This is a genomic window from Klenkia sp. PcliD-1-E (genome assembly GCF_024124375.1).
In the GTDB taxonomy this organism is placed as follows: domain Bacteria; phylum Actinomycetota; class Actinomycetes; order Mycobacteriales; family Geodermatophilaceae; genus Klenkia.
In genome coordinates this window covers 1-20,665 of sequence record NZ_JAMXRZ010000078.1, presented here as the reverse complement: position 1 = coordinate 20,665, position 20,665 = coordinate 1, and the positions used below count along the sequence as shown (strand labels likewise).

The window sequence follows — 20,665 nt, the reverse complement described above, 5'->3', positions numbered from 1 at the left end:
GCCGGTCCCCGGTCCGGTCCCGGGGGCGACCGTGGTCCACGGGGCGTCGTCGGGCCGGCCGGCCCACACCCCGGACGGCGGCGCCGGGGTCGGGTCGTGCCCGTCGGGCAGCAGCGGGTCGCGCAGCGCCAGGTTCAGGTGCACCGGGCCCGGGTCGCCGGACAGCGCCCCGGCCGCCACCAGCAGCGCCCGCGCCGCCGTGGAGCGCCAGTACCGGTTCTGCGCGCCCTCCCGGCCCTCCTCGGGGACCCCGAGGTCGGCGGCCCAGCGCACCGCTCCCCCGTAGAGGCCGGGCTGGTCGACGGTCTGGTTGGCGCCGGTGGCGCGCAGCTCCGGGGGCCGGTCGGCGGTGAGCAGCAGCAGCGGGACCCCGGACTGGTCGGCCTCCAGCGCGGCGGCGTGCAGGTGGGCGGTCGCCGTCCCCGAGGTGGTGAGCACCGGCACCGGCCGGCCGGTGGCCTTGGCCAGGCCGAGGGCGAGGAAGGAGCCGGTGCGCTCGTCGATGCGCACGTGCAGCCGCATCCGGCCCGACAGCTCGGCCTGGTGCAGCGCGAGGGCGACCGGGGCCGAGCGGGAACCGGGGCACACCACGGCGTCGGTGACCCCGCCGCGGACGAGCTCGTCGACCAGCACCCGGGCGAAGGCGGTCGAGGGGTTCACGCGGCCCGCACCCGCTCGAGCCGGGCGAGCCAGCGCTGCTCGGTGTCCGGGTCGGCGCTCGGCACGCGGTCGGGCACGACCGGGCGCACCGGCAGCGCGCCGTCCACCGGCAGCAGCGGGTCGGTGGTGACGTCGGTGTCGAAGAGCGCGACGGTGGCCAGCCCGCACGCGAAGGGCAGCTCCGGCAGCGCAGCCGCCAGCGCCACGCCGGCGGCGATGCCGACCGAGGACTCCAGCGCCGAGGAGACCACGCACGGCAGGCCGTGCGCCTGCGCGACCTCGAGCGCGGCGCGCACCCCGCCGAGGGGCTGCACCTTGAGGACGACGACGTCGCAGGCCTCGCGCAGGTCCACCCCGGCCGGGTCGGCGGCGCGGCGGACCACCTCGTCGGCGGCGACCCGGACGTCGACCCGGCGGCGCAGCGCGACCAGCTCCTCGACGGTGGCGCAGGGCTGCTCCACGTACTCCAGGCCGTACCGGTCCAGGGTGCGGATGCGCTCCACGGCCCGGTCGACCGACCAGGCGGCGTTGGCGTCGACCCGGACGGCGCCGCCCGGGCCCAGCGCGTCGCGGACGGCCTCGACCCGGGCCTCGTCGTCGGCGTCGGTCTGGCCGGGCTCGGCGACCTTGACCTTGGCGGTGCGGCAGCCCGAGGCGGTGACGACGGCGTGCGCCTGCTCCGGGCCCACCGCGGGCACCGTGCAGTTCACCGGGACGGCGTCGCGCACCGGGGCGGGGAACCCGACGACGGCGGCCTCGACGGCGGCGGCCCACCAGCGGGTGACCTCGGCGTCGGCGTAGTCCCAGAACGGGGAGAACTCGCCCCAGCCGGCCGGCCCGCGCACCAGCACGCCGTCGCGGACGTCGATGCCGCGGAACCGGGTGCGCAGCGGGGTCGAGTAGACCCGGAGGTCGGTCGGCTGCGGGTCCACCGGGTGATCCTAGTGAAAGGACCCCGTCGCCCCCCGACACCTCGCACGCTCGGCGCGGGCCCCTGCGACGGGGCCGACGGAGCCGCTCGAACGTAATCTCCTTGCTCGTGGACCGGCGGCTGACCCTGGTGCCCGCGCCGGCCCCCGGCCCCGCGGTGCTCACCGACGTGTGGCCGCACGTGCTCGCCGCCCTCGACGGGCGCGCGCCGCTGGCCGTCGTCCCCGCGGACCCCGGCCCGGCCGGGCGCGCCCGCGCGGTGCTGCGGCCCGAGGTCCCGCTGGAGGACGGTGCCGACCTCGTCGTCCTCACCTCGGGGTCCACCGGCGACGGCCGCGGCGTGCTGCTGCCCGCCGCGGCGCTGCGGGCCTCGGCCAGCGCGACGCTGGACCGCCTCGGCGGCCCCGGCGGGTGGCTGCTGGCGCTGCCGGTGAGCGCGGTCGCCGGGCTGCAGGTCCTGGTCCGCTCCGCCCTCGCCGGCGAGGCCCCCGCGGTGCTCGGCCCCGGCGAGCGGCTGGCCGACGCGCTCCCCCGGGTGCCCGGGGACCGGCGGTACGCAGCCCTCGTCCCCACCCAGCTGCGCCGGTACCTGGACACCGAGCCCGAGGCGCTGCGGGCGCTGGACGCCGTGCTCGTCGGCGGCGCGGCCACCGACCCCGCGCTGCTGGACCGCGCCCGGGCCGAGGGCGTCGCCGTCGTCACCACCTACGGCATGAGCGAGACCGCCGGGGGCTGCGTCTACGACGGCGTCCCCCTGGACGGCGTCGGGGTGCGGGCCACCGACGCGGGCGTGGAGCTCTCCGGCCCGCAGCTGGCGCTGGGCTACCGGCTGGACCCCGCCGCCACCGCCGAGGCCTTCGTGGACGGCTGGTTCCGCACCCGCGACGCCGGCACCCTGGTCGACGGCCGGCTGCAGGTGCACGGCCGGCTGGACGACGTGCTGGTCTCCGGCGGGGTCAACGTCGCCCCCCAGGCCGTGGAGGCCGCGCTGCGCGAGCACCCCGCCGTCGCCGACGCCGTCGTCACCGGCCGCCCGGACCCCGAGTGGGGCCAGCGGGTGGTGGCCGCCGTCGTGCCCGCACCCGGCGCCGATCCGCGGCTGGCCGACCTGCGACCGTGGGTCACCGAGCGGCTGGGCGCCCCCGCCGCCCCCAAGGAGCTGCTGCTGGTGGACGCCGTCCCCGTGCTGCACACCGGCAAGCCCGACCGCCGGGCCGTCGCCCGGCTGATCGAAGGAGCCTGATGGCCACCCCCGCCCAGTGGCTGGCCGGAGCCCGTCCGCGCACCCTGCCCGCCGCGGTCGCGCCGGTGCTCGTCGGCACCGGTGTCGCCGTCGCGCTGGACGGGTTCCGGCTGCTGCCGGCCCTGCTGGCCCTCGTCGTCGCGCTGGCCCTGCAGGTCGGGGTCAACTACGCCAACGACTTCTCCGACGGCCGCCGCGGCACCGACGCCGACCGGGTGGGCCCGATGCGGCTGGTCGGGTCGGGCGTGGCCAGCGAGCGGGCGGTGCTGGGAGCAGCGGTGGTGTCCTTCGCCGTCGCCGGGGTGGCCGGGCTCGGCATGGCGGCGCTGTCGAGCTGGTGGCTGGTGGCGGTCGGGGCGGTGAGCATCCTGGCGGCCTGGACCTACACCGGCGGGCCGATCCCCTACGGCTACCGGGCGCTGGGCGAGGTGTTCGTCTTCGTCTTCTTCGGCCTGGTCGCGACCGTGGGGACGACGTTCGGGCAGACCCGCACGGTGGAGGGGTTGGCGTTCGCCGCCGCCGTCCCGGTGGGTCTGCTGATCACCGCCATCCTGGTGGTGAACAACCTGCGCGACGTGCACGGCGACGCGGCGGTCGGCAAGCGCACGCTGGCCGTGCTGCTGGGCGAGGCGGCCACCCGGTGGTCCTTCGCCGGCCTGGTCGTCGCCGCGTTCGTGGTGGTCGCGCTCGTCGGCGTGGCACGGCCGTGGGCGCTGCTGGGTCTGCTGGCCGCCCCGGTCGCCGTCCCGCCGGTGCGCACGGTGCTCTCCGGTGCCCGGGGACCGGCGCTGATCGCCGCCCTGGGCGGCACCGGCCGCGCCACCCTCGTCACCGGGGTGGTGTTCGCAGCCGGTCTGGCGCTCAGCTGACCGGGTCGTCGCTGCCCTTCAGCCGGGCGCGGAGGTCGGCCTTGGCGGCCTTGCGGGTGACCGAGCGGGCGGCCATGGCCTCGGTGAGCTTGTCGCGCAGCGGGCGCAGCAGCACGAACGACAGCGGCATCGACAGCAGCAGGCCGAACAGCAGGCCGGGGAAGCTGCCCAGGCCGAGGAACCACAGCAGGGCGACCAGGACGGCGGCCAGCACGAGCCGGCCCAGGGTGTAGAGCGCCAGCAGCGGCCACACCGACGGGGCCGTGGCCGGGCCCCCGGTGGGGCCCACCGGCCGGTTCGGCTCACTCTGCGCGGCCATGGCGGCCCTCCCACTTGGTCGACAGCACGACGGTCGTCCGGGTGCGCGCGACGCCCCGGATCCGGTTCAACGCGTTGATGGTGTCCTCGAGTGCCGGGATGTCGGCCACCCGGACCTTGAGCACGTAGCCCTCGGTGCCCGCGGTCCGCCAGCAGTCCTCGACGTGGGGCAGCGCGGCCATCGCCTCCAGGATGCCCACGTCGTCGACCTCGTCGCTGTCGATGACGCCGATGAGCGCGGTCACCCCGAGGCCCACGGCGGCCGGGTCGACGACGGCGGTGTAGCCGGTGATGACGCCGGCGGCCTCGAGCTTGCCGACCCGCTCGTGCACCGCCGGGGCGGACAGGCCGACCTGGCGGGCGAGCTCGGCGTAGCTGGCGCGCCCGTTGGCCTGCAGCAGCGCGAGCAGCTGCTCGTCGACCGCGTCGATGTCGTCCTCCTGGTTGGGGCCGCCCCGTGGTGGGCACCCCCGAGTATCGCCGGGCGCCTACATTGGGGGTCCGGTGGGTCGCGCACGGCTGCGGGGAGAGGTGGACCGGTGGTCTTCTTGGTCATGCTGGTGATCGCCATCGGGGTGGTCGTGCTCGTCATGCGGGCGGCAGCCTCCCAGGGCGGGAACGGCAACGGTGGTGGCGGTCTGCGCCGTCCCCGGCCGCCGCGCGGTCCCCGGCCCCCGCAGCGCTCGGTGGGGCCCGACGACGACCCGGACTTCCTCCGCGAGCTCGACCGGCGCTCCCGCCGCGACGACGGGTCCGCCCCGGCCTGAGCCGGACCGTCAGGCCGCGGTGGTCGGCCGCGTCGAGGAGGCCCCGAAGAACCGGCGCCAGCCGGTGCGCCGGGCCGGCGGCCCGGGCGAGCCGACCTCCTGCTCGGCGGCCGAGTCCAGCACCGCCAGCACCGAGCCGTCGTCGTCCGGGTGATCGGCGTCCCGGGGCTGGTCGAGGTCGACCCCGGGCCAGCCGAGGCCGTCGGCGTGCTGCGGGGCGACCGGCCAGCCGACGGCCGTCGACGGGACCTCGGCCCGCTGGCGCTGCACGACGTTCGGCGCCCCGAGCCAGGCGGCGACGTGCTGCCGGCGCTCCAGGGCGTCGGCCACCAACGGGTGCACGGAGGCCCCGTCGAGGGCCGTGTGCTTACCCACGGTGGTGGTCCGGGTGCGCGCGCATGGGAGCAGCGTCCCACGGATCTGCCTGTTCGGCACGCATCCGCGGGTCCCGGCACCCCCGTCGGTGGGGTGACGCAGAGTTACACCGGTGTCAGTTGAGCCCGCCGTAGGAGTGCAGGCCGGTGGACACCATGTTCACGTAGAGCAGGTTGAAGACCATCACGCCCAGGCCCACGACGTTGATCCAGGCCGAGGGCCGGCCCCGCCACCCCGCGGTGGTGCGGGCGTGCAGGTAGGCGGCGTACACCACCCAGGCGATGAAGGCCCAGGTCTCCTTGGGGTCCCAGCCCCAGAACCGGCCCCAGGCGCTCTCGGCCCAGATGGCGCCGGCGATGACCGCGAAGGTCCAGATGGGGAACCCGAAGACGGCGGTGCGGTGGGCGGTGCGGTCCAGCGCCGCGGCGCCGGGGAGGCGGTGCACGATCCGCGAGAGGGGCTGCTCGCCGGCGGCGACCTTGGCCTCGTACCGGGAACGCACCAGGTACATCACGCTGGCGATGCCGGAGACGAAGAAGATGCCGAAGCCCAGGATCGCGGTGGTGACGTGCACGGCGAGCCAGGCCGATCGCAGCGCGGCGACCAGCGGGCCGGCCGAGGCGTAGAGGAACAGCCCGATGCCGACCATGGACAGCACCACGGGCGCCAGCACGAAGATGCCGATGTGCCGCAGCGAGGGCGTGCGGACCGCGAGCACCAGGTAGACCACGACGGCGACCAGCACGACCGCGGTGCCGAACTCGTACATGTTGCCCCAGGGCAGGCGGCCGGTGGCCAGCCCGCGGGTGAGGAGCACCCCGGCCTGCACGACCGCGCCGAGCACGGTGAGGGCCATGGCCACCATGCCCCAGCGGCGGGCCCGGGCCGGCTCGTCGTCGGCGGCCCCCCCGGCGGGGACGACCGGCTGCTCGACCGGACCGCCGCCGGCGGCCACCAGCTCGCGGGCCGGGGCCGTGCGGCCGCCGAAGGCGAGCTCGGCGCAGAAGGCGACGACGGCCAGGGAGTAGAGCCCCACCGCGATCGAGAAGAGCGTGTCCGACGTCGCGGCGAGCGATTCGTTGATCACGTGCGGTGGTTCTCCTCGGTGCGGGCGCGGCGGGACAGGGCCGCCGCGACGTCGTCGGTGAGTGCGGTGAAGCGCGGTGCGGTGTCCGCGCTGCCGCGGGTGAGCGCACCGACGGTCAGGACGGTACCCGCGCCGTCGGGGCCGGCGGCGGTGCGGGCGAAGACCCGTTCCCGGCGCAGCAGCAGCATGCCGAGCAGCCCGACCAGGATGGCGATCGCCGACACCAGCACCCAGACCTGACCGGGGTCGTGGGAGACCTGCATGGCGGCGAACTGCTTGATGCCGGAGAAGGTGATGACCGTGCCGTCGGCCAGCGTGGTGGACTCCCCGACCTTGAGGTTGGCCTCGCCGACCCGCTCCAGGACGCCGCGGTCGATCTGGGTCTGGTCGAGGGAGTAGACGTTCTGCGGCAGCCCGGAGTCCAGGCCCAGGTAGCCCTCGTAGACGAAGACCGCGACCTGCGGGTCCAGCGGGCGGGGGTCGACCGAGGTGAGCACGCCGCCCTGCACCGACCCGGTGGGGGCGAACAGGCCCTGCAGGGCCAGCTGCTCGTCCGATCCGGGGACGTCGGGCAGCTTGAGCGCGCCCTCGCTGGACATCGTCTGGGTCTCGGCCGGCAGGAACGGCGCGGAGATGTCGGTGAAGGAGTCACCGTTCGGGAAGGTCACGCTGAACACCGGGGAGAACCCGTGGCCGGTGACGTAGACCCGGTCGCCGTCGAAGCGCAGCGGGCTGTTGACCCCGATCGTGGTGTTCCGGCTGGCCGACCCCGCCAGGCCGTACTGGATGTCGGCGGTGAAGGAGGCCGCGGTGAGGTTGTCCTCGTACTCGGCCTTGAAGTCGTCGAGGGTGACGCACAGCGGGCTCATGTCGGCGGCGTCGACGAGGGCACCGGAGCTGTAGTTGTCGTACTGCTGGAAGGTGTTGCAGAACCGGTCGCCCTCGGTGACCAGGATGCTGCCCTCGTAGCCCCACAGCTTGCCGCCGGCGAGCCCGAGCAGCAGGGCCAGCAGGGCCAGGTGGAACACGACGTTGCCGGTCTCCTTGAGGAAGCCCTTCTCCGCCGACAGCTCGGGGCCGAACCGGCCCTCGCGGCGGACCACCCGGAACCGGCGGACCCGCAGCTCCTCCTCGACCACGTCCAGCGTGGCCGCGCCGTCCAGGCCGGAGTCCAGGCTGCGGTGGTCGGGCAGCCGGTGCAGGTGCCGCGGTGCCGGCGGCGGGGCGGCGACCACCGCGCGGGCGTGCTCGACCGCCCGCGGCACCACGCAGCCGATGAGCGAGATGAACAGCAGCAGGTAGATCGCGGCGAACCACGGCGAGGAGAAGACGTCGAACAGGTAGAACCGGTCCAGCACCCGGGCGAGGTCGGGGTGCTCGGCGAAGTACCGGGTGACCTGGCTCTGCGACAGCGAGCGCTGGGGCAGCAACGAGCCCGGGACGGCGGCCAGCGCCAGCAGGAACAGCAGCACCAGCGCCGTCCGCATGGCCGTCAGCGACCGCCACCACCGCAGCAGGGTGGTGGTGAGGCTGCGCCAGGGCGAGGGCCGGGACGGCGGGACCGGGGCCGCGGCGGGCCGCTCCATCGTGGTGGTCACGACAGCAACCTCATAGGAAGAACTCCCCGAAGCCGGTGGAGGCGAGCCAGGAGCGGAACCAGATCATGCCCTCGCCCCACAGCCCGGTGAGCAGCAGCAGGCCGACGACGACGAGCACGGCACCGCCGAAGCGGCTGACCGCGGCGGCGTGCCGGCGCAGGAACCCGGTGGCCCCGACCGCCCAGCGGGCGCCGAGGGCTACCAGCACGAACGGGACGCCCAGGCCCAGGCAGTAGGCGACGCCCAGAAGCGCACCGCGGGTGGCGGTGGCCTCGGAGAAGGCCAGCGAGTTGACCGCGGACAGGGTGGGGCCCAGGCACGGCGTCCAGCCCAGGCCGAAGACCACGCCCAGCAGCGGCGCCCCGGCCAGGCCCGTGGCGGGCCGCACCGACAGCTTCTTGGTGCGCTGCAGGAACGGCAGCCAGCCCAGGAACCCCAGGCCGACGACGACGGTGACCCCACCCATCACGCGGGTGATCTCGTCGTTGTAGACCAGCAGCCACCGACCCAGACCGCCGAAGAGGGCACCGAAGGCGACGAAGACGGCGGTGAAGCCGAGCACGAAGAGCAGGGCGCCGGTGACCATCCGGCCGCGCGGGGGCCGGACGTCGGTGCGCACCGCGGTCGCGACGGCGCCGTCCCCGGTGGGTGCGGTGGTCGGCGCGGTGGTGCGGGCCCCGGTGCCGACCAGCCCGGTGACGTAGGAGAGGTAGCCGGGCACCAGCGGCAGCACGCAGGGCGAGGCGAAGCTGATCAGCCCGACCAGGGCGGCGACCGCGGCGCCGACCAGGAACGGCCCGTCCAGGACCAGCTGGCGGAAGGTCTCCCCCACGGCTCAGTCCTCCTCGAGCAGCTGGTCGAGCACGGCCTGCAGGTCGGTCCGGGTGACCGACCCGGTGTACACCGCGGCCACGTCGCCCGAGCGGTCCAGCACGATGGTCGAGGGGATCGCCGCGGCCGGGAAGTCGCGGAAGGCGAGCGCGACCTCGCTGGCCGGGTCGAACAGGGACGGGTAGGTCAGGCCCTTGTTCTCCACGAAGGCCTGGGCGAGCTGCTGCTGGTCCTTGACGTTGACGCCGAGGAACTGCACGCCGTCCTCGGCGACGTCGGTGTAGACGTCCTGGAACTCGGGGCTCTCCACCCGGCAGGGGGCGCACCACGACCCCCAGAAGTTGATCACGGCGACGTCGCCGGAGAGGTCGGTCGAGCTCCACGCCTGCCCGTCGAGCAGCGTGCCGTCGAAGGACGGGGCGCTGGTGCGCTCGCCCTCGGGGATGACCTCGCCCGCGGGGGTGGCGGCCACGAACCGGAACTGGCCGCCGTTGTTGACGTCGACCTGGTCCGCGCCGGTCGAGCACCCGGTGAGGACGAGGGCGGCGGCCAGACCGACCAGCAGCTTCCTCATGCGCCCCCCACCGTGCCCTTGCCGGCGGGGCCGGCCGGCTCGGCGTAGTCGACCCGCACCAGCTCGTCGCCGGACCAGGTCAGCGAGGTGACGCTGGCCAGCCCGCACTGCCGCCTGCGGGGGTCGTGCACGTAGCTGCGGCCCTCGACGGTCAGCCGCAGCACCCAGATGGGCAGCTGGTGGCTGACGCAGACCGCGGCCGACCCGCGGGCGGCGTCCCTGGCGGTGTGCACCGCACCCAGCATGCGCTCGGCGATCTCGCGGTAGGGCTCGCCCCAGGAGGGCCGGAACGGGTTGCGCAGCCGCCACCAGTTGGCCGGGTGCTTGAGGGCGCCGTCGCCGACGCCGAAGGTCTGCCCCTCGAACTGGTTGCCCGCCTCGATCAGCCGGTCGTCGGTGGCGATCGGCAGGCCCAGGGTCTCGGCGATCGGCGCGGCGGTCTCCTGCGCCCGCTGCAGCGGCGAGGCGACCAGGTGGGTGATGGGCCGGTGGGAACCGAACCACCGCGCGGCGGTGGCGGCCATGCCGTGCCCGGCCTCGGACAGGTGGAAACCGGGGAGGCGGCCGTAGAGCACGCCGGTGGGGTTGTGCACCTCGCCGTGCCGCATCACGTGCACCGTGGTGGTCTCGGTGGTCACGGCTGCAGGGCCTGGGCGTCGTGCGAGACCGCGGGCGCGGTGCCGGGCGCGGCCGCGGCGGCCGCGCGGGCGGCGGCGGGCAGCGCGTCGAGCACGTGCTGCACGGCCTCGTCGTCCATCGCGGCGTTGACGAACCACGACTCGAAGGCCGAGGGCGGCAGGTACACCCCGGCGGCCAGCATCGAGTGGAAGAAGGCGGTGTGCTGCGCGGTCTCCTGGGTGCGGGCGTCGTCGTAGTCGCGCACCGCGCGGCCGTCGGGCACGAAGAAGACCGAGAACATCGACCCGGCCGACTGCAGGGTGTGCGCCACCCCGGCGGCGGTGAGCGCCTCGGCCACGGCCCCGGAGAGCACCGCGGCGACCTCGTCGCAGCGGGCGTAGACCTCGTCGGTGCAGTGCCGCAGCGTGGTGAGCCCGGCGGCGACCGCGACCGGGTTCCCGGCCAGGGTGCCCGCCTGGTAGACCGGCCCGAGCGGGGCCAGTTGCTGCATGAGCTCGGCGCGGCCGCCGAACGCCGCGGCGGGCAGCCCGCCGCCCATGACCTTGCCGAAGGTGACCAGGTCGGCGTCGTAGTGCTCGTGCCCGCGCCAGCCCGACCGGCTGACCCGGAACCCGGTCATCACCTCGTCGACCAGCAGCAGCGCGCCGTGCTCGGCGGTGATCCGGCGCAGCTGCGCGTTGAAGCCGTCCAGCGGCGGGACGACGCCCATGTTGCCGGCGGCGGCCTCGGTGGCCACCACGGCGATCTCGCTGCCCCGCTCGGCGAACACGGCCTCGAGCGCGGCGACGTCGTTGTAGGGCAGCACGACGGTGTCCGCGGCGGCGCCGGGGGTCACGCCGGGGGTGTCGGGCAGGCCGAGGGTGGCGACGCCGGAGCCGGCCGCGGCGAGCAGCGCGTCGACGTGGCCGTGGTAGCAGCCGGCGAACTTGACGACGACGGAGCGGCCGGTGGCGCCGCGGGCCAGCCGGATGGCCGAGAGCACCGCCTCGGTGCCGGAGTTGACCAGCCGGACCTGCTCCACGCCGGCCCGCTCGACGATCTCGGTGGCGAGCTCGACCTCGCCGCCGGTGGGCGTGCCGAAGGAGAAGCCGCGGGACGCCGCCTCGGTGACCGCGGCGACGACGGCGGGGTGCGCGTGGCCCAGGATCATCGGGCCCCAGGAGCTGACCAGGTCCACGTAGCGCCGACCGTCGACGTCGGTGATCCACGGCCCCGAGCCCGAGGCCATGAACCGCGGCGTGCCGCCGACGGCACGGAAGGCGCGCACCGGGGAGTTGACCCCGCCGGGGGTGACCGATCGGGCGCGCTCGAACAGGTCGGCCGAGGCCGGGGCGTCGTAGGGGTAGGCCTCGGTCTGGACGTCGTGCGGCGTGCTCACGGCTCCACTGTCCCAGGCTGCACATCGTCGCCGGCGGCCCCCGTCAGGGCTGTGCGCAGGGCATCGGTCAGCTGTGCGGGCCGGCGGGTGGGCACCAGCACCGTGGCGCCGTCGGTGCGGCGCAGCGGCAGGCCCACCCGGCCCTTGGGCAGCGCCGCTCCCCCGCCCAGCACGGGTGCGCCGACGTCCACGCCGGTCTCGCCGCCCAGCGACGTGGGGTCGACGTCGGCGAGCAGCAGCCGGTCGCGACCGACGACGAGCGCGGCGTCCGGGCCGCGGCCGGTGAGGGACACGCTCCAGACCCGGTTGGCCGAGACGGTGCCGGCGGCCACGATGCCGAGCACCGCGACGACGGCGACCACCCAGACCAGCAGCGGCACGTCCTGCCCGGGCAGGACGGCGTCGAGCACGGCGAGCACGACGAAGACCGCGACCAGGGTCCAGAACCCGCGCCAGGACCCGCCCTTCTCCTGGTAGCCGGTCGTCATCGAGGGGCGGGTCCGGGGGCAAGCCACCGCGCTGCCTCGACCGCCCAGTAGGTCAGCACGGTGCCGGCGCCCGCGCGGCGGATCGAGGTCAGCGTCTCCAGGACCGCCCGGCGGCGGTCGACCATGCCGCGCTGCGCGGCGGCCTCGACCATCGCGTACTCGCCGCTGACCTGGTAGGCGCTCACCGGGACGTCGACGGCGTCGGCGACCTGGCGGACGATGTCCAGGTAGGGCAGGGCCGGCTTGACCATCACGGCGTCGGCGCCCTCGGCGAGGTCCTGACGTACCTCGCGCAGCGCCTCGGCGGCGTTGGGCGGGTCCATCTGGTAGGTCGACCGGTCGCCGAACTGCGGGGCGCCCTCGGCGGCCTCGCGGAAGGGGCCGTAGAAGCCCGAGGCGTACTTGGCTGCGTAGGCCAGCACCGGGGTCTCGTGGAACCCCGAGCCGTCCAGGCCCGCGCGGATGGCGGCGACCTGGCCGTCCATCATCCCGCTGGGGGCGACCAGGTGCGCCCCGGCCTGCGCCTGCGCGACGGCGACCGCGGCGTACCGGTCCAGCGTGGGGTCGTTGTCGACCAGGCCGGCGGGGGTGACCACCCCGCAGTGGCCGTGGTCGGTGTACTCGCACAGGCACAGGTCGGCCATGAGCACCAGCTCGTCGCCCAGGTCCGCCCGCAGCTGCTGCAGGGCGACGTTGACCACGCCGTCGGCGGCGTCCGCGCCCGAACCCACCGGGTCCTTGTCCGCCGGGATGCCGAACAGCATCAGCCCGCCGATGCCGGCCTCGGCCGCCTCCGCGGCGGCCTCCCTCAGCGACTCCTGGGTGTGCTGCACGACGCCGGGCATCGAGGAGATCGGCTGCGGCTCGGCGATGCCCTCCTTGACGAAGACCGGCAGCACGAAGTCGGCGGGGGCCAGCCGGGTCTGCGCGGTCAGCCGGCGCATGGCCGGCGTCGAGCGCAGCCGCCGTCCCCGCGCGAACCCCGGGCTGGCCCCCGCCGCGCTCACTCCGCTGCGCCCTCGGCCTCGGCGCGGCGGGCCTCGGCGAACGCGGCGAGCGCGTCCACCAGCGGGCCGACCGCGGCGGTCTCGGGCTGGACGTCGACCCGCAGGCCGAACTCGGTGGCGCTGGCCGCGGTGGCCGGGCCGATCACCGAGACCACGGTGCGGGCGTGCGGCTTGCCGGCGATGCCGACCAGGTTGCGCACGGTCGAGGACGAGGTGAAGCAGACGGCGTCGAAGCCGCCGCCCTTGATCGCCTCGCGCACGGCGGCGGCCGGCGGGGCCGCGCGCACGGTGCGGTAGGCGGTGACGTCGTCGACCTCCCAGCCGCGGTCCTTCAGGCCGGCGGTCAGGGTCTCGGTGGCGATGTCGGCGCGGGGCAGCAGCACCCGGTCGATCGGGTCGAACACGTCGTCGTAGGGCGGGAAGTCCACCAGCAGGCCCTCCGAGGACTGGTCGCCCGAGGGCACCAGCTCGGGGACGATGCCGAACTCGCGGACGGCCTGCGCGGTCTGCTCGCCGACGCAGGCGACCTTGACGCCGGCGAAGGCGCGGGCGTCCAGGCCGAGCTCGGTGAACTTCTCCCGCACCGCGCGCACGGCGTTGGTGGAGGTGAACACGATCCAGCCGTAGCGGCCGGTGACCAGGCCCTTGACGGCGCGGTCCATCTGGGCCGGGCTGCGCGGGGGCTCCACGGCGATGGTGGGCACCTCGACCGGCACGGCACCGTAGGCGCGCAGCCGCTCGCTCATGTCGCCGGCCTGCTCCTTGGTGCGGGGCACCAGCACGCGCCAGCCGAACAGCGGGCGGGACTCCCACCAGCCGAGCTTGCCGCGCTTGTCCACGACCGACCCGACGGTGACGACGACCGGGCCGGACAGCGACTCCACGCCGGCGTCCTTCTCCGCGACCTGGGCCAGCTTGGCCGCGACGCTCCGCTGCGCGGTGCCGGTGCCCTCCACGGTGACCAGCACCGGGGTCGAGCCGGACAGCCCGCCCTCGACCAGCCCGGCGGCGACGCCGGCCAGCTGGTCGGCGGCGACCTGCAGCACCAGCGGGCTGCCGGTGCCGGTGGCCGCGGCGGCCAGCGCGGCCGGGTCGGGGGCGTCCTCGCCGCGCAGGTCGGCCTGCACCGAGCCCGCGCCGATGGCGACGCCGGCGTAGGCCGGGACGGCGGTGCCCACGGCCACGCCGGGGACGACGTCGAAGGGCACGCTGGTCCGGGTGACCGCGAGGGTCTCCTTGACCACGGCGTCGGTGGTGAACGGGTCGCCGGCGACCAGCCGGACGACGACCGCGCCGGTCTTGGCCGCGGCGACCGCGGCCTTGGCGGCCTCGGCGGGCTCGCCCGCGGCCACCGCGAGCTCGAGCTCGGGGTGGGCCTCGCGGACGGCGTCGGCCAGCGGCGCCGGGACGTCGGCGTCGTGCAGCACCAGGTCGGCGGCGGCCAGCGCGTCGGCGGCGCGGGCGGTCAGCAGCCCGGGGTCGCCGGGGCCGGCGCCGACGAAGACGACTCGGCCGGTCTGCTTGCGTGAGCGCGTCATCGCGTGCTCTCCATCTCCGACCCCGGGGTGGGGTCGCTTGCTGTCGAACGGGGGGTCTGTGTCTTCTCGTTCACCGGCTGGCCGCCATCAGGGCGGCGGCGCCGCGGTCGAGCAGCTCGGCGGCGAGCTCGCGGCCCAGCCGGGCCGCGTCGGTGGCCGGTCCCGCGGTGGATCCGCGGACGGCGTCGCTGCCGTCGATCGCGGTGACCGAGGCCCGCAGGTAGACCTCGTCACCGCCGTCCTCGGCCTCGCCCACCTCGGCGTGCGCGGCGACGGGCGCACTGCAGCCGGCCTCCAGGGCGGCCAGCACGGTGCGCTCGGCGACCACGCAGGCGCGGGCACCGGCGTCGTCGAGGGCCGCCAGCAGCGACCGGGTGACGTCGTCGTCGCTCCGGCACTCCACGGCCAGGGCTCCCTGCGCGGGGGCGGGGAGCACCTGGAGCGGGTCGAGCACCTCGGTGACGGCGTCGAGCCGGCCGAGGCGGGCCAATCCTGCCCGGGCGAGGACCACCGCGTCCAGTTCGCCCGTGGTCACCTTGCCCATCCGGGTGTCCACGTTGCCCCGGATCGGGACCACCTCGAGGCCCAGGCCGAGGGCCCGCAGCTGGGCGACGCGGCGGGGCGCACCGGTGCCGACGGTGGACCCGGCGGGCAGCTCGCCGAGGGTCAGGCCGTCGCGGGCGACGAGGGCGTCGCGGGGGTCCTCGCGCGGTGGCACCGCGGCGATGACCAGGCCGGGCTCCTCGGCGGTGGGCAGGTCCTTGTAGCTGTGCACGGCCAGGTCGACGGTGCCCGCGCGCAGGGCGTCGCGCAGCGCGCTGACGAAGACCCCGGTGCCGCCGAGCTGGGTGATCGCCGCCTGCGACCGGTCGCCCTCGGTGGTGATGTGCACCAGCTCCACCGGGCGCCCGCTGGCGGCGGTGATCGCGTCGGCCACGTGCCGGGACTGGGTGAGGGCCAGCTGGCTGCGCCGCGTGCCCAGCCGCAGCGGCATCACGGGATCTCCCGCTCGGCCGGGAGCTGGTCCAGCGTGGTGGTGGCCGAGGCGTCGACGGACACGGCGTCGGCCAGCACGTCGGTGGACTCACCGGCCAGGCCCAGGCCGAACAGGGCGCGCAGCGCACCGGCGTAGTCGGTGCCGTCGGGGGCGCCGGCCAGCTCCTTGACCCGGACGGTGGGCTCGTGCAGCAGCTTGTCCACCACCCGGCGGACGGTGCGGGCGATCTCGGCGCGGGCGCGGGCGTCCAGGTCGGGCAGCCGGGTGGACAGCCGCAGCAGCTCGGCGTCGACGACCTCGGCGGCCTGGCTGCGCAGCGCGGACACCGTCGGCGCGACGGCGGCGGCCTGCCGCTCGGCGCGCAGCAGGGAGGTCTCGAGCTCCACCAGGGCGTGCGCGGCGGCCACGTCGTCGGCGGCGACGGACCCGGCGACCGGCTCGCCCGGCCGGGCGGCGCGCTCGCCCTGCAGCGAGGCGAGGTCGACCACGTGCACGCCGGGCAGCGCGGCCACGGCGGCGTCCACGTCGCGGGGCAGCGCCAGGTCCACCACGACCAGCGGGGTGGTGCGACCCGTGGTCGCGGCGGTCACCACGTCGGTGCCGACGACGGTGCCGGTGGCGCCGGTGCAGGTGACCAGGACGTCGGCGCCGGACAGCTCGGTGGTCAGCGCCTCGAGGTCGGCCGCGCGCCCGCCGACGGACTCGGCGAGCCGGGCGGCGGTGGCCGGCGTCCGGCTGGTGACGGTGACCTGCGCGCCGCGGCGGGCCAGCGTGGTGGCGGCCAGCGCGCCCATGGAGCCGGCGCCGACGACCAGGACGGAGCGGCCGGCCAGGTCGCCGATGCGGGCGGTGACCCGGTCCAGCGCGACCGACACCAGCGAGGCGCCGGCCTTGTCGATGCCGGTCTCGGCGTGCACCCGCTTGCCCACCCGCAGCGCGCGCTGGGTGACCGGGTGCAGCTCGCGGCCGATGGTGCCCTCGGCCTGGGCCAGGGCGTAGGCGGCGCGCAGCTGGCCCAGCACCTGGGTCTCGCCGACGACCATGGAGTCCAGGCCGGCGGCGACGGTGCACAGGTGGCGGGCGGCCTGGTCCTCGTAGTGCACGGTGACGTAGGGCGAGAGGTCCTCCACGCCGGTGCCGGCGTGCCGGGCGAGCACCCGGCTGACGTCGGTGACGCCGCCGTGGAAGCGGTCGACCTCGGCGAAGATCTCCACCCGGTTGCAGGTGGCCAGCACCAGCGCCTCGGAGACGTGCTCGCAGTCCAGCAGCTCGTGCAGGGTCTTCACGGTGTCGTCGCCGCTCATCGCGACCTGCTCCAGCAGGGTGACCGGCGCGGTCTGGTGGCTGATGCCCACGGCGAGGAGGCTCACGGGAGGACCACCTGCTCGTCGACCACCTGCACACCCTTCTGCTGGTCCAGGAACGCCAGCACCTGCAGCTCGACGGACAGGTCCACCTGCCGGACGTCGACCCCCGCGGGGACCTGCAGCGCCACCGGCGCGAAGTTGACGATGCTGCGCACCCCGGCGGCGACCAGCCGGTCGCACACCGACTGGGCCACCGGCGCGGGCGTGGTGACCACCGCGATGGTCACGCCGTGCTCGGCCACGACCTGCTCGAGGTCGTCGACCGGCCGCACCGCGGTGCCGCCGACGACGTCCCCGACGCGGGCCGGGTCGGCGTCCAGCAGCCCGACGAAGGAGAAGCCCCGGGTGCCGAAGCCGGCGTAGCCGGCCAGCGCGGAACCGAGGTTGCCCATGCCCACCAGGACGCAGGAGCGGGACTGCTCGACGCCCAGCGCACGGGCCAGCCGCTCGCGCAGCACGGGGACGGCGTAGCCCACGCCGCGCACGCCGCAGGGCCCGAGGTAGGAGAGGTCCTTGCGCAGCCCGGCCGGGTTGACCCCGGCGGCCGAGGCGAGCTCGCCGCTGGAGACCGAGGTGCGGCCGGTGTCGGCCAGCCCGGTGAGGACGCGGAGGTAGACGGCCAGCCGGGCGACGGTGGCCTCGGGGATCACCCGGGTCCGCGGCTCGCGCGACTCGTCCACGGTCCTCCCTCGTCCGCCCGCAGGGCACCCCGGCGGCGGAGCCGGCATCGGGGGATGTCCGCCGGCCACGTCTCGGGCCGGCAACGCCACGGTAACCGCTTGTGAACGTCGGAACAAAGTCCACGGCGGTGTTCTCGCAGGTCACGGCCCACAGGTGTGGCCGAGACCACCCGGGCTCAGCGTGCGGCGAGGTCCTGGCGGAGACGCTGGACGTCGACGGTGAAGTAGCTGTGCTCCCGGCCGTCGAGCAGGACGACGGGCACCCGGTCCCCGAACTCGGCCTGCAGGTCGGGGTCGACGTCGACGTCGACGGCGGCGACGGCCAGCCCGTGCTCGGCGGCGAGGCGGTCGAGGGTCTCGGCGGCGACCTCGCACAGGTGGCAGCCCTGCCGGGTCATCAGCTGCAGGACCGGCACGTCAGCCATCGACGCCCTCCGCGTGCTCGGTGTCGGCGGCGACCCGGTCCAGGCCGAGCTCGCGCAGCCGGGCCCGGCTGACCTTGCCGGTGAGCGAGTGCGGCAGCTGCGGCACGAACACGACCCCGGTGGGCACCTTGAACCGCGCCAGCGAGCGGCCCGCGAAGGCCCGCAGCGCCTCGGCGTCGAGGTCGGAGCCCTCGGTGCGGACGACGACGGCGCGCACCGACTCGCCGGTCCGCTCGTCGGGCTGGCCGATGACCGCGGCCTCGGCGACCTCCGGGTGGGTCTCCAGCACCCGCTCGACCTCCAGCGGGTAGACGTTGAAGCCGCTGACCAGGACCAGGTCGCGGCGCCGGTCGACCAGGTGCAGGTCGCCCTCGGCGTCCCGGTAGGCGATGTCGCCGGTCGGCAGCCAGCCCTCGTCGTCCGGGCCGTCGACGCCGTCGGGCCAGTAGCCGCGGAAGAGGTTCGGACCGCGGACGCACACCTCGCCGGCGCTGTCGGGCGGGTCGTCGCCGAACGGGTCGCCGAAGACGTCCTCGCGGACCCGGCTGCCCGGGTCGGGGCCGGCCTCGGGGCCGCCGGCGGTGTCGCGCAGCACCAGCTCCACGCCCGGCACCGGCCCGCCGATGCAGCCGGGCTTGGCCCGCCCGGTGGCCAGCGTGGTGGCCAGCACGGGGGCCGCCTCGGTGAGGCCGTAGCCCTCCCACACGGTGACCGCGGCCCGCTCGCGCATCGCCGTCCAGACGCGGGGGGCCAGCGGTGCGGAGCCGGAGCTGGCGGTGTGCACCGCGGCGAAGGCCCGGCGCAGCGCGGTGTCCGAGCCCGCGGCGTCGGCCGCGGCCAGCCAGGCCTGGTACATCGGCGGGGCCGCCGGGACGGCGGTCACGCCCTCGGCGGCCATCAGCGCCAGCGTGCCGGCGGGGTCGAAGGACTCGACCACCACGCCGCAGGAGCGGGTGGCCGCGACCAGGCCGAGGCCGCCGTTGAGGCCGTAGACGTGGAACAGCGGCAGCGCCAGCAGCACGACGTCGCCCTCGCGGACCGGGGCGGGGTCCAGGGCCAGCACCTGTTCCAGGTTGGCCAGCAGGGCGGCGTGCGGCAGCATCGCGCCGCGCGGGTGCCCGGTGGTGCCGCTGGTGTAGGCCAGCAGGGCCAGCGCGTCGGGGTCGTCGACGTCGGCCGGCGGGGTGTCGTCGGCGGTGGGTGGCCCGACCACCGCCGGGACACCGGCCAGGTCGTCCCGGGGGCCGGCCACGACGAGCGCCCGGGCGCCGGAGTCGGTGAGCACGTAGGCCAGTTCGGGGTCGGTGTAGGCGGTGTTCACCGGGACGACGACCAGCCCGGCGCGCAGCGCCCCCAGCACCACGAGCACCCAGTCCACGCCGTTGGGCAGCTGCACGGCCACCCGGTCGCCGGCGCCCAGTCCGCGGGCGGCCCACCCGGCCGCGACCCGGTCGACCTGCTGCGCCAGCTCGCCCCAGCTCAGCCGCCGGTCGCCCTGCACCAGGGCGGGGGCGGCGGGGTCGGCGTCGGCCGCGGCGCGCACCAGTCCGTGGAACGTGCGGGCTGCTGGGACCACCGGGGTCCTCCCTCCTGGTCGCGGACGGCGGGCCGCCGCCCGCGGGGCTCACGTGGACGCGGAGGCCCGATGTTGTCACCATGGGTCGGACCTGCGCAGGTCAGGGCACCGCCGTCCGTCCCGCGCGCCGACGACGACGACGGGGGTGCCGGTGTCCGCCCACGGTCGCGCCGCCGGTGACCTGGGCCTGGAGGCCGGGCAGGTCGACGCCGCCGAGCTGCTGGGCACCCGGCCGCGGCCGACCCCGCGACCGCGCGCCGCCGCCCCCGCCCCGCGCCGGCCCGTGGGCGGGGAGACCGCCCGCCCGACCTCGCACCGGCGCCCGGAGCCCGCGCCCGTCGAGGTCGCGGGGCCCGCGCACGTCGAGGCGGTCGACGCCGAGGAGGTCGGGGCCGAGGAGGTCGATGCCGAGGAGGTCGATGCCGTCGAGCTCGCCGCCGGGCTGTGGCCCGAGGGCGAGGAGCAGGTCGCGGTCTGGACCCTGGTCGAGCGGGCGCAGGCCGGCGAGGCCGAGGCGTTCGGCGACCTGTACGACCGGTACGCCGACATGGTCTTCCGCTACCTGTACCACCGGGTGCCCGACCGGCAGACCGCCGAGGACTTCACCAGCGAGACCTTCGTGCGGGCCCTGCGCCGGATCGACTCGCTGTCCTTCCAGGGTCGCGACGTGGGTGCCTGGCTGGTGACCATCGCCCGCAACATCGTCCGCGACCACGTGAAGAGCAGCCGGTTCCGCCTCGAGGTGGCCACCGCCGACATGCGCGACGCCGACCGGGCCACCGACGGCCCCGAGGACGCCGTGCTGCAGGGGCTGACCAACGAGCAGCTGCTGGCCTGCGTGGCCCAGCTGGGCGACGAGCAGCGCGAGTGCATCGCCCTGCGCTTCCTGCAGGGTCTGTCGGTCGCCGAGACCGCCGCGGCGATGGGCAAGAAGGACGGCGCCATCAAGGCGCTGCAGCACCGGGCCGTCAAGCGGCTGGCCGCGCTGCTCCCGGAGGGCCTGCGATGACCCGTCCGGGTGGGGCCGGAAGTTACCCCCGGGTACCCCGTATCGGGGGCCCGCGGACCTCGTTGACACCGCTGACACGGCTCCCCGAGCCGGTCGCTGCGCACGGGGACGAGGGATGACGGTGGACGAGGACGGTCCGGAGGAGGCACTGGTCGGGCGGCTGCGGCTGCTCGCCCGCGACGAGCCCGCCCTGGGTGCCGACGTCCGTGCCGCCCAGCGGGCCCGGCTGGTGGCGATGGCCGCCGTCCGGCCCGCGGCGGACGGTGCCGTGCGCCGCCCCGAGGGCGACCGGCCGGGGTGGGGGGGGGG

The 20,665-nt window shown here is 76.1% G+C and carries 24 protein-coding genes; 5 read left to right on the top strand and 19 right to left on the bottom strand.

Annotation, left to right across the window (positions count from 1 at the left end; genetic code table 11):
- Together NH342_RS15440 and NH342_RS15435 are read right to left on the bottom strand one after the other, a co-directional pair.
- Window positions 1–660, bottom strand: a 660-nt coding sequence (locus tag NH342_RS15440) for a thiamine pyrophosphate-binding protein (protein WP_253015881.1), incomplete at its 3' end; no start/stop codon positions are given.
- Window positions 657–1,592, bottom strand: coding sequence for an o-succinylbenzoate synthase (locus NH342_RS15435; RefSeq protein WP_253015879.1), 936 nt, complete (start codon window positions 1,590–1,592; stop codon window positions 657–659). The genes NH342_RS15440 and NH342_RS15435, both read right to left, overlap by 4 nt.
- 107 nt (window positions 1,593–1,699) lie before the next feature.
- Between NH342_RS15435 and menE the strand changes: the two genes are divergently transcribed.
- Both menE and NH342_RS15425 read left to right on the top strand, forming a co-directional pair.
- Entirely contained in the window at window positions 1,700–2,833 is a 1,134-nt protein-coding gene (gene menE, locus NH342_RS15430; protein ID WP_253015877.1) for an o-succinylbenzoate--CoA ligase, read from the top strand.
- Entirely contained in the window at window positions 2,833–3,702 is an 870-nt protein-coding gene (locus NH342_RS15425) for a 1,4-dihydroxy-2-naphthoate polyprenyltransferase (RefSeq protein ID WP_253015875.1), read from the top strand. Before menE ends, NH342_RS15425 begins: the two co-directional genes overlap by 1 nt.
- On the opposite strand, the gene NH342_RS15420 is transcribed toward NH342_RS15425, so the two are convergent.
- Together NH342_RS15420 and NH342_RS24275 are read right to left on the bottom strand one after the other, a co-directional pair.
- Window positions 3,695–4,021: a DUF4229 domain-containing protein gene (locus tag NH342_RS15420; protein ID WP_253015873.1), complete on the bottom strand. Its 327-nt coding sequence runs from the start codon at window positions 4,019–4,021 to the stop codon at window positions 3,695–3,697. The genes NH342_RS15425 and NH342_RS15420 overlap by 8 nt on opposite strands.
- Entirely contained in the window at window positions 4,005–4,451 is a 447-nt protein-coding gene (locus NH342_RS24275) for an Lrp/AsnC family transcriptional regulator (protein WP_308200674.1), read from the bottom strand. Before NH342_RS24275 ends, NH342_RS15420 begins: the two co-directional genes overlap by 17 nt.
- 108 nt (window positions 4,452–4,559) lie before the next feature.
- Here NH342_RS24275 and NH342_RS15405 point away from each other — a divergent pair, with 108 nt between their 5' ends.
- Window positions 4,560–4,787 (top strand): hypothetical protein, encoded by a 228-nt coding sequence (locus NH342_RS15405; RefSeq protein ID WP_253015869.1) that lies wholly within the window; start codon window positions 4,560–4,562, stop codon window positions 4,785–4,787.
- Between the two features lie 9 nt (window positions 4,788–4,796).
- On the opposite strand, the gene NH342_RS15400 is transcribed toward NH342_RS15405, so the two are convergent.
- From NH342_RS15400 to NH342_RS15330, 15 genes are all read right to left on the bottom strand, one after another.
- The gene (locus NH342_RS15400) at window positions 4,797–5,162 is read right to left on the bottom strand and encodes a hypothetical protein (protein WP_253015867.1); all 366 of its coding nucleotides are present in this window, start codon (window positions 5,160–5,162) and stop codon (window positions 4,797–4,799) included.
- A gap of 115 nt (window positions 5,163–5,277) precedes the next feature.
- Window positions 5,278–6,249, bottom strand: a complete 972-nt coding sequence (gene ccsB / locus NH342_RS15395) for a c-type cytochrome biogenesis protein CcsB (RefSeq protein WP_253015865.1) — start codon at window positions 6,247–6,249, stop codon at window positions 5,278–5,280.
- Window positions 6,246–7,847 (bottom strand): cytochrome c biogenesis protein ResB, encoded by a 1,602-nt coding sequence (locus NH342_RS15390; protein ID WP_253015863.1) that lies wholly within the window; start codon window positions 7,845–7,847, stop codon window positions 6,246–6,248. Before NH342_RS15390 ends, ccsB begins: the two co-directional genes overlap by 4 nt.
- 10 nt (window positions 7,848–7,857) lie before the next feature.
- Window positions 7,858–8,679, bottom strand: coding sequence for a cytochrome c biogenesis CcdA family protein (locus NH342_RS15385; RefSeq protein WP_253015861.1), 822 nt, complete (start codon window positions 8,677–8,679; stop codon window positions 7,858–7,860).
- Window positions 8,680–8,682: 3 nt separating this feature from the next.
- Complete coding sequence (locus NH342_RS15380) at window positions 8,683–9,252, bottom strand: TlpA disulfide reductase family protein (protein ID WP_253015859.1); 570 nt, start codon at window positions 9,250–9,252, stop codon at window positions 8,683–8,685.
- A complete protein-coding gene (locus NH342_RS15375) occupies window positions 9,249–9,890 on the bottom strand; it encodes a histidine phosphatase family protein (RefSeq protein ID WP_253015857.1) in 642 nt (213 codons plus the stop codon). Before NH342_RS15375 ends, NH342_RS15380 begins: the two co-directional genes overlap by 4 nt.
- A complete protein-coding gene (gene hemL / locus NH342_RS15370; protein ID WP_253015855.1) occupies window positions 9,887–11,269 on the bottom strand; it encodes a glutamate-1-semialdehyde 2,1-aminomutase in 1,383 nt (460 codons plus the stop codon). Before hemL ends, NH342_RS15375 begins: the two co-directional genes overlap by 4 nt.
- On the bottom strand, window positions 11,266–11,757 hold the full coding sequence (locus tag NH342_RS15365) for a hypothetical protein (RefSeq protein ID WP_253015853.1): 492 nt from the start codon (window positions 11,755–11,757) through the stop codon (window positions 11,266–11,268). Before NH342_RS15365 ends, hemL begins: the two co-directional genes overlap by 4 nt.
- A complete protein-coding gene (gene hemB / locus NH342_RS15360; RefSeq protein ID WP_253015851.1) occupies window positions 11,754–12,764 on the bottom strand; it encodes a porphobilinogen synthase in 1,011 nt (336 codons plus the stop codon). Before hemB ends, NH342_RS15365 begins: the two co-directional genes overlap by 4 nt.
- Window positions 12,761–14,302, bottom strand: coding sequence for a uroporphyrinogen-III synthase (locus NH342_RS15355; protein WP_253015849.1), 1,542 nt, complete (start codon window positions 14,300–14,302; stop codon window positions 12,761–12,763). The genes hemB and NH342_RS15355 overlap by 4 nt, the downstream gene beginning before the upstream one ends.
- Window positions 14,303–14,372: 70 nt before the next feature.
- Entirely contained in the window at window positions 14,373–15,296 is a 924-nt protein-coding gene (hemC, locus tag NH342_RS15350) for a hydroxymethylbilane synthase (RefSeq protein ID WP_253015847.1), read from the bottom strand.
- On the bottom strand, window positions 15,296–16,669 hold the full coding sequence (locus tag NH342_RS15345) for a glutamyl-tRNA reductase (RefSeq protein ID WP_253015845.1): 1,374 nt from the start codon (window positions 16,667–16,669) through the stop codon (window positions 15,296–15,298). The genes hemC and NH342_RS15345 overlap by 1 nt, the downstream gene beginning before the upstream one ends.
- Window positions 16,666–17,346 carry a redox-sensing transcriptional repressor Rex gene (locus NH342_RS15340; protein ID WP_253015843.1) on the bottom strand — a complete coding sequence of 227 codons (681 nt, stop codon included), beginning with the start codon at window positions 17,344–17,346 and terminating at the stop codon, window positions 16,666–16,668. The genes NH342_RS15345 and NH342_RS15340 overlap by 4 nt, the downstream gene beginning before the upstream one ends.
- A 176-nt stretch (window positions 17,347–17,522) precedes the next feature.
- Window positions 17,523–17,771, bottom strand: coding sequence for a glutaredoxin family protein (locus NH342_RS15335; protein WP_253015841.1), 249 nt, complete (start codon window positions 17,769–17,771; stop codon window positions 17,523–17,525).
- Window positions 17,764–19,347 carry an AMP-binding protein gene (locus NH342_RS15330; RefSeq protein ID WP_253015839.1) on the bottom strand — a complete coding sequence of 528 codons (1,584 nt, stop codon included), beginning with the start codon at window positions 19,345–19,347 and terminating at the stop codon, window positions 17,764–17,766. Before NH342_RS15330 ends, NH342_RS15335 begins: the two co-directional genes overlap by 8 nt.
- Before the next feature lie 151 nt (window positions 19,348–19,498).
- Between NH342_RS15330 and NH342_RS15325 the strand changes: the two genes are divergently transcribed.
- Both NH342_RS15325 and NH342_RS15320 read left to right on the top strand, forming a co-directional pair.
- Window positions 19,499–20,356 (top strand): sigma-70 family RNA polymerase sigma factor, encoded by an 858-nt coding sequence (locus NH342_RS15325; RefSeq protein WP_253015837.1) that lies wholly within the window; start codon window positions 19,499–19,501, stop codon window positions 20,354–20,356.
- Window positions 20,357–20,471: 115 nt separating this feature from the next.
- Window positions 20,472–20,665 (top strand): hypothetical protein (locus NH342_RS15320; protein ID WP_253015835.1); only part of this gene is annotated, 194 nt, incomplete at its 3' end.

Coding starts and splice junctions, on each gene's coding strand:
- NH342_RS15420 (WP_253015873.1), bottom strand. CDS start 4,021: ATGGCCGCGCAGAGTGAGCCGAACCGGCCGGTGGGCCCCACCGGGGGC.
- NH342_RS15355 (WP_253015849.1), bottom strand. CDS start 14,302: ATGACGCGCTCACGCAAGCAGACCGGCCGAGTCGTCTTCGTCGGCGCC.
- NH342_RS15425 (WP_253015875.1), top strand. CDS start 2,833: ATGGCCACCCCCGCCCAGTGGCTGGCCGGAGCCCGTCCGCGCACCCTG.
- NH342_RS15365 (WP_253015853.1), bottom strand. CDS start 11,757: ATGACGACCGGCTACCAGGAGAAGGGCGGGTCCTGGCGCGGGTTCTGG.
- NH342_RS15335 (WP_253015841.1), bottom strand. CDS start 17,771: ATGGCTGACGTGCCGGTCCTGCAGCTGATGACCCGGCAGGGCTGCCAC.
- NH342_RS15380 (WP_253015859.1), bottom strand. CDS start 9,252: ATGAGGAAGCTGCTGGTCGGTCTGGCCGCCGCCCTCGTCCTCACCGGG.
- hemC (WP_253015847.1), bottom strand. CDS start 15,296: ATGCCGCTGCGGCTGGGCACGCGGCGCAGCCAGCTGGCCCTCACCCAG.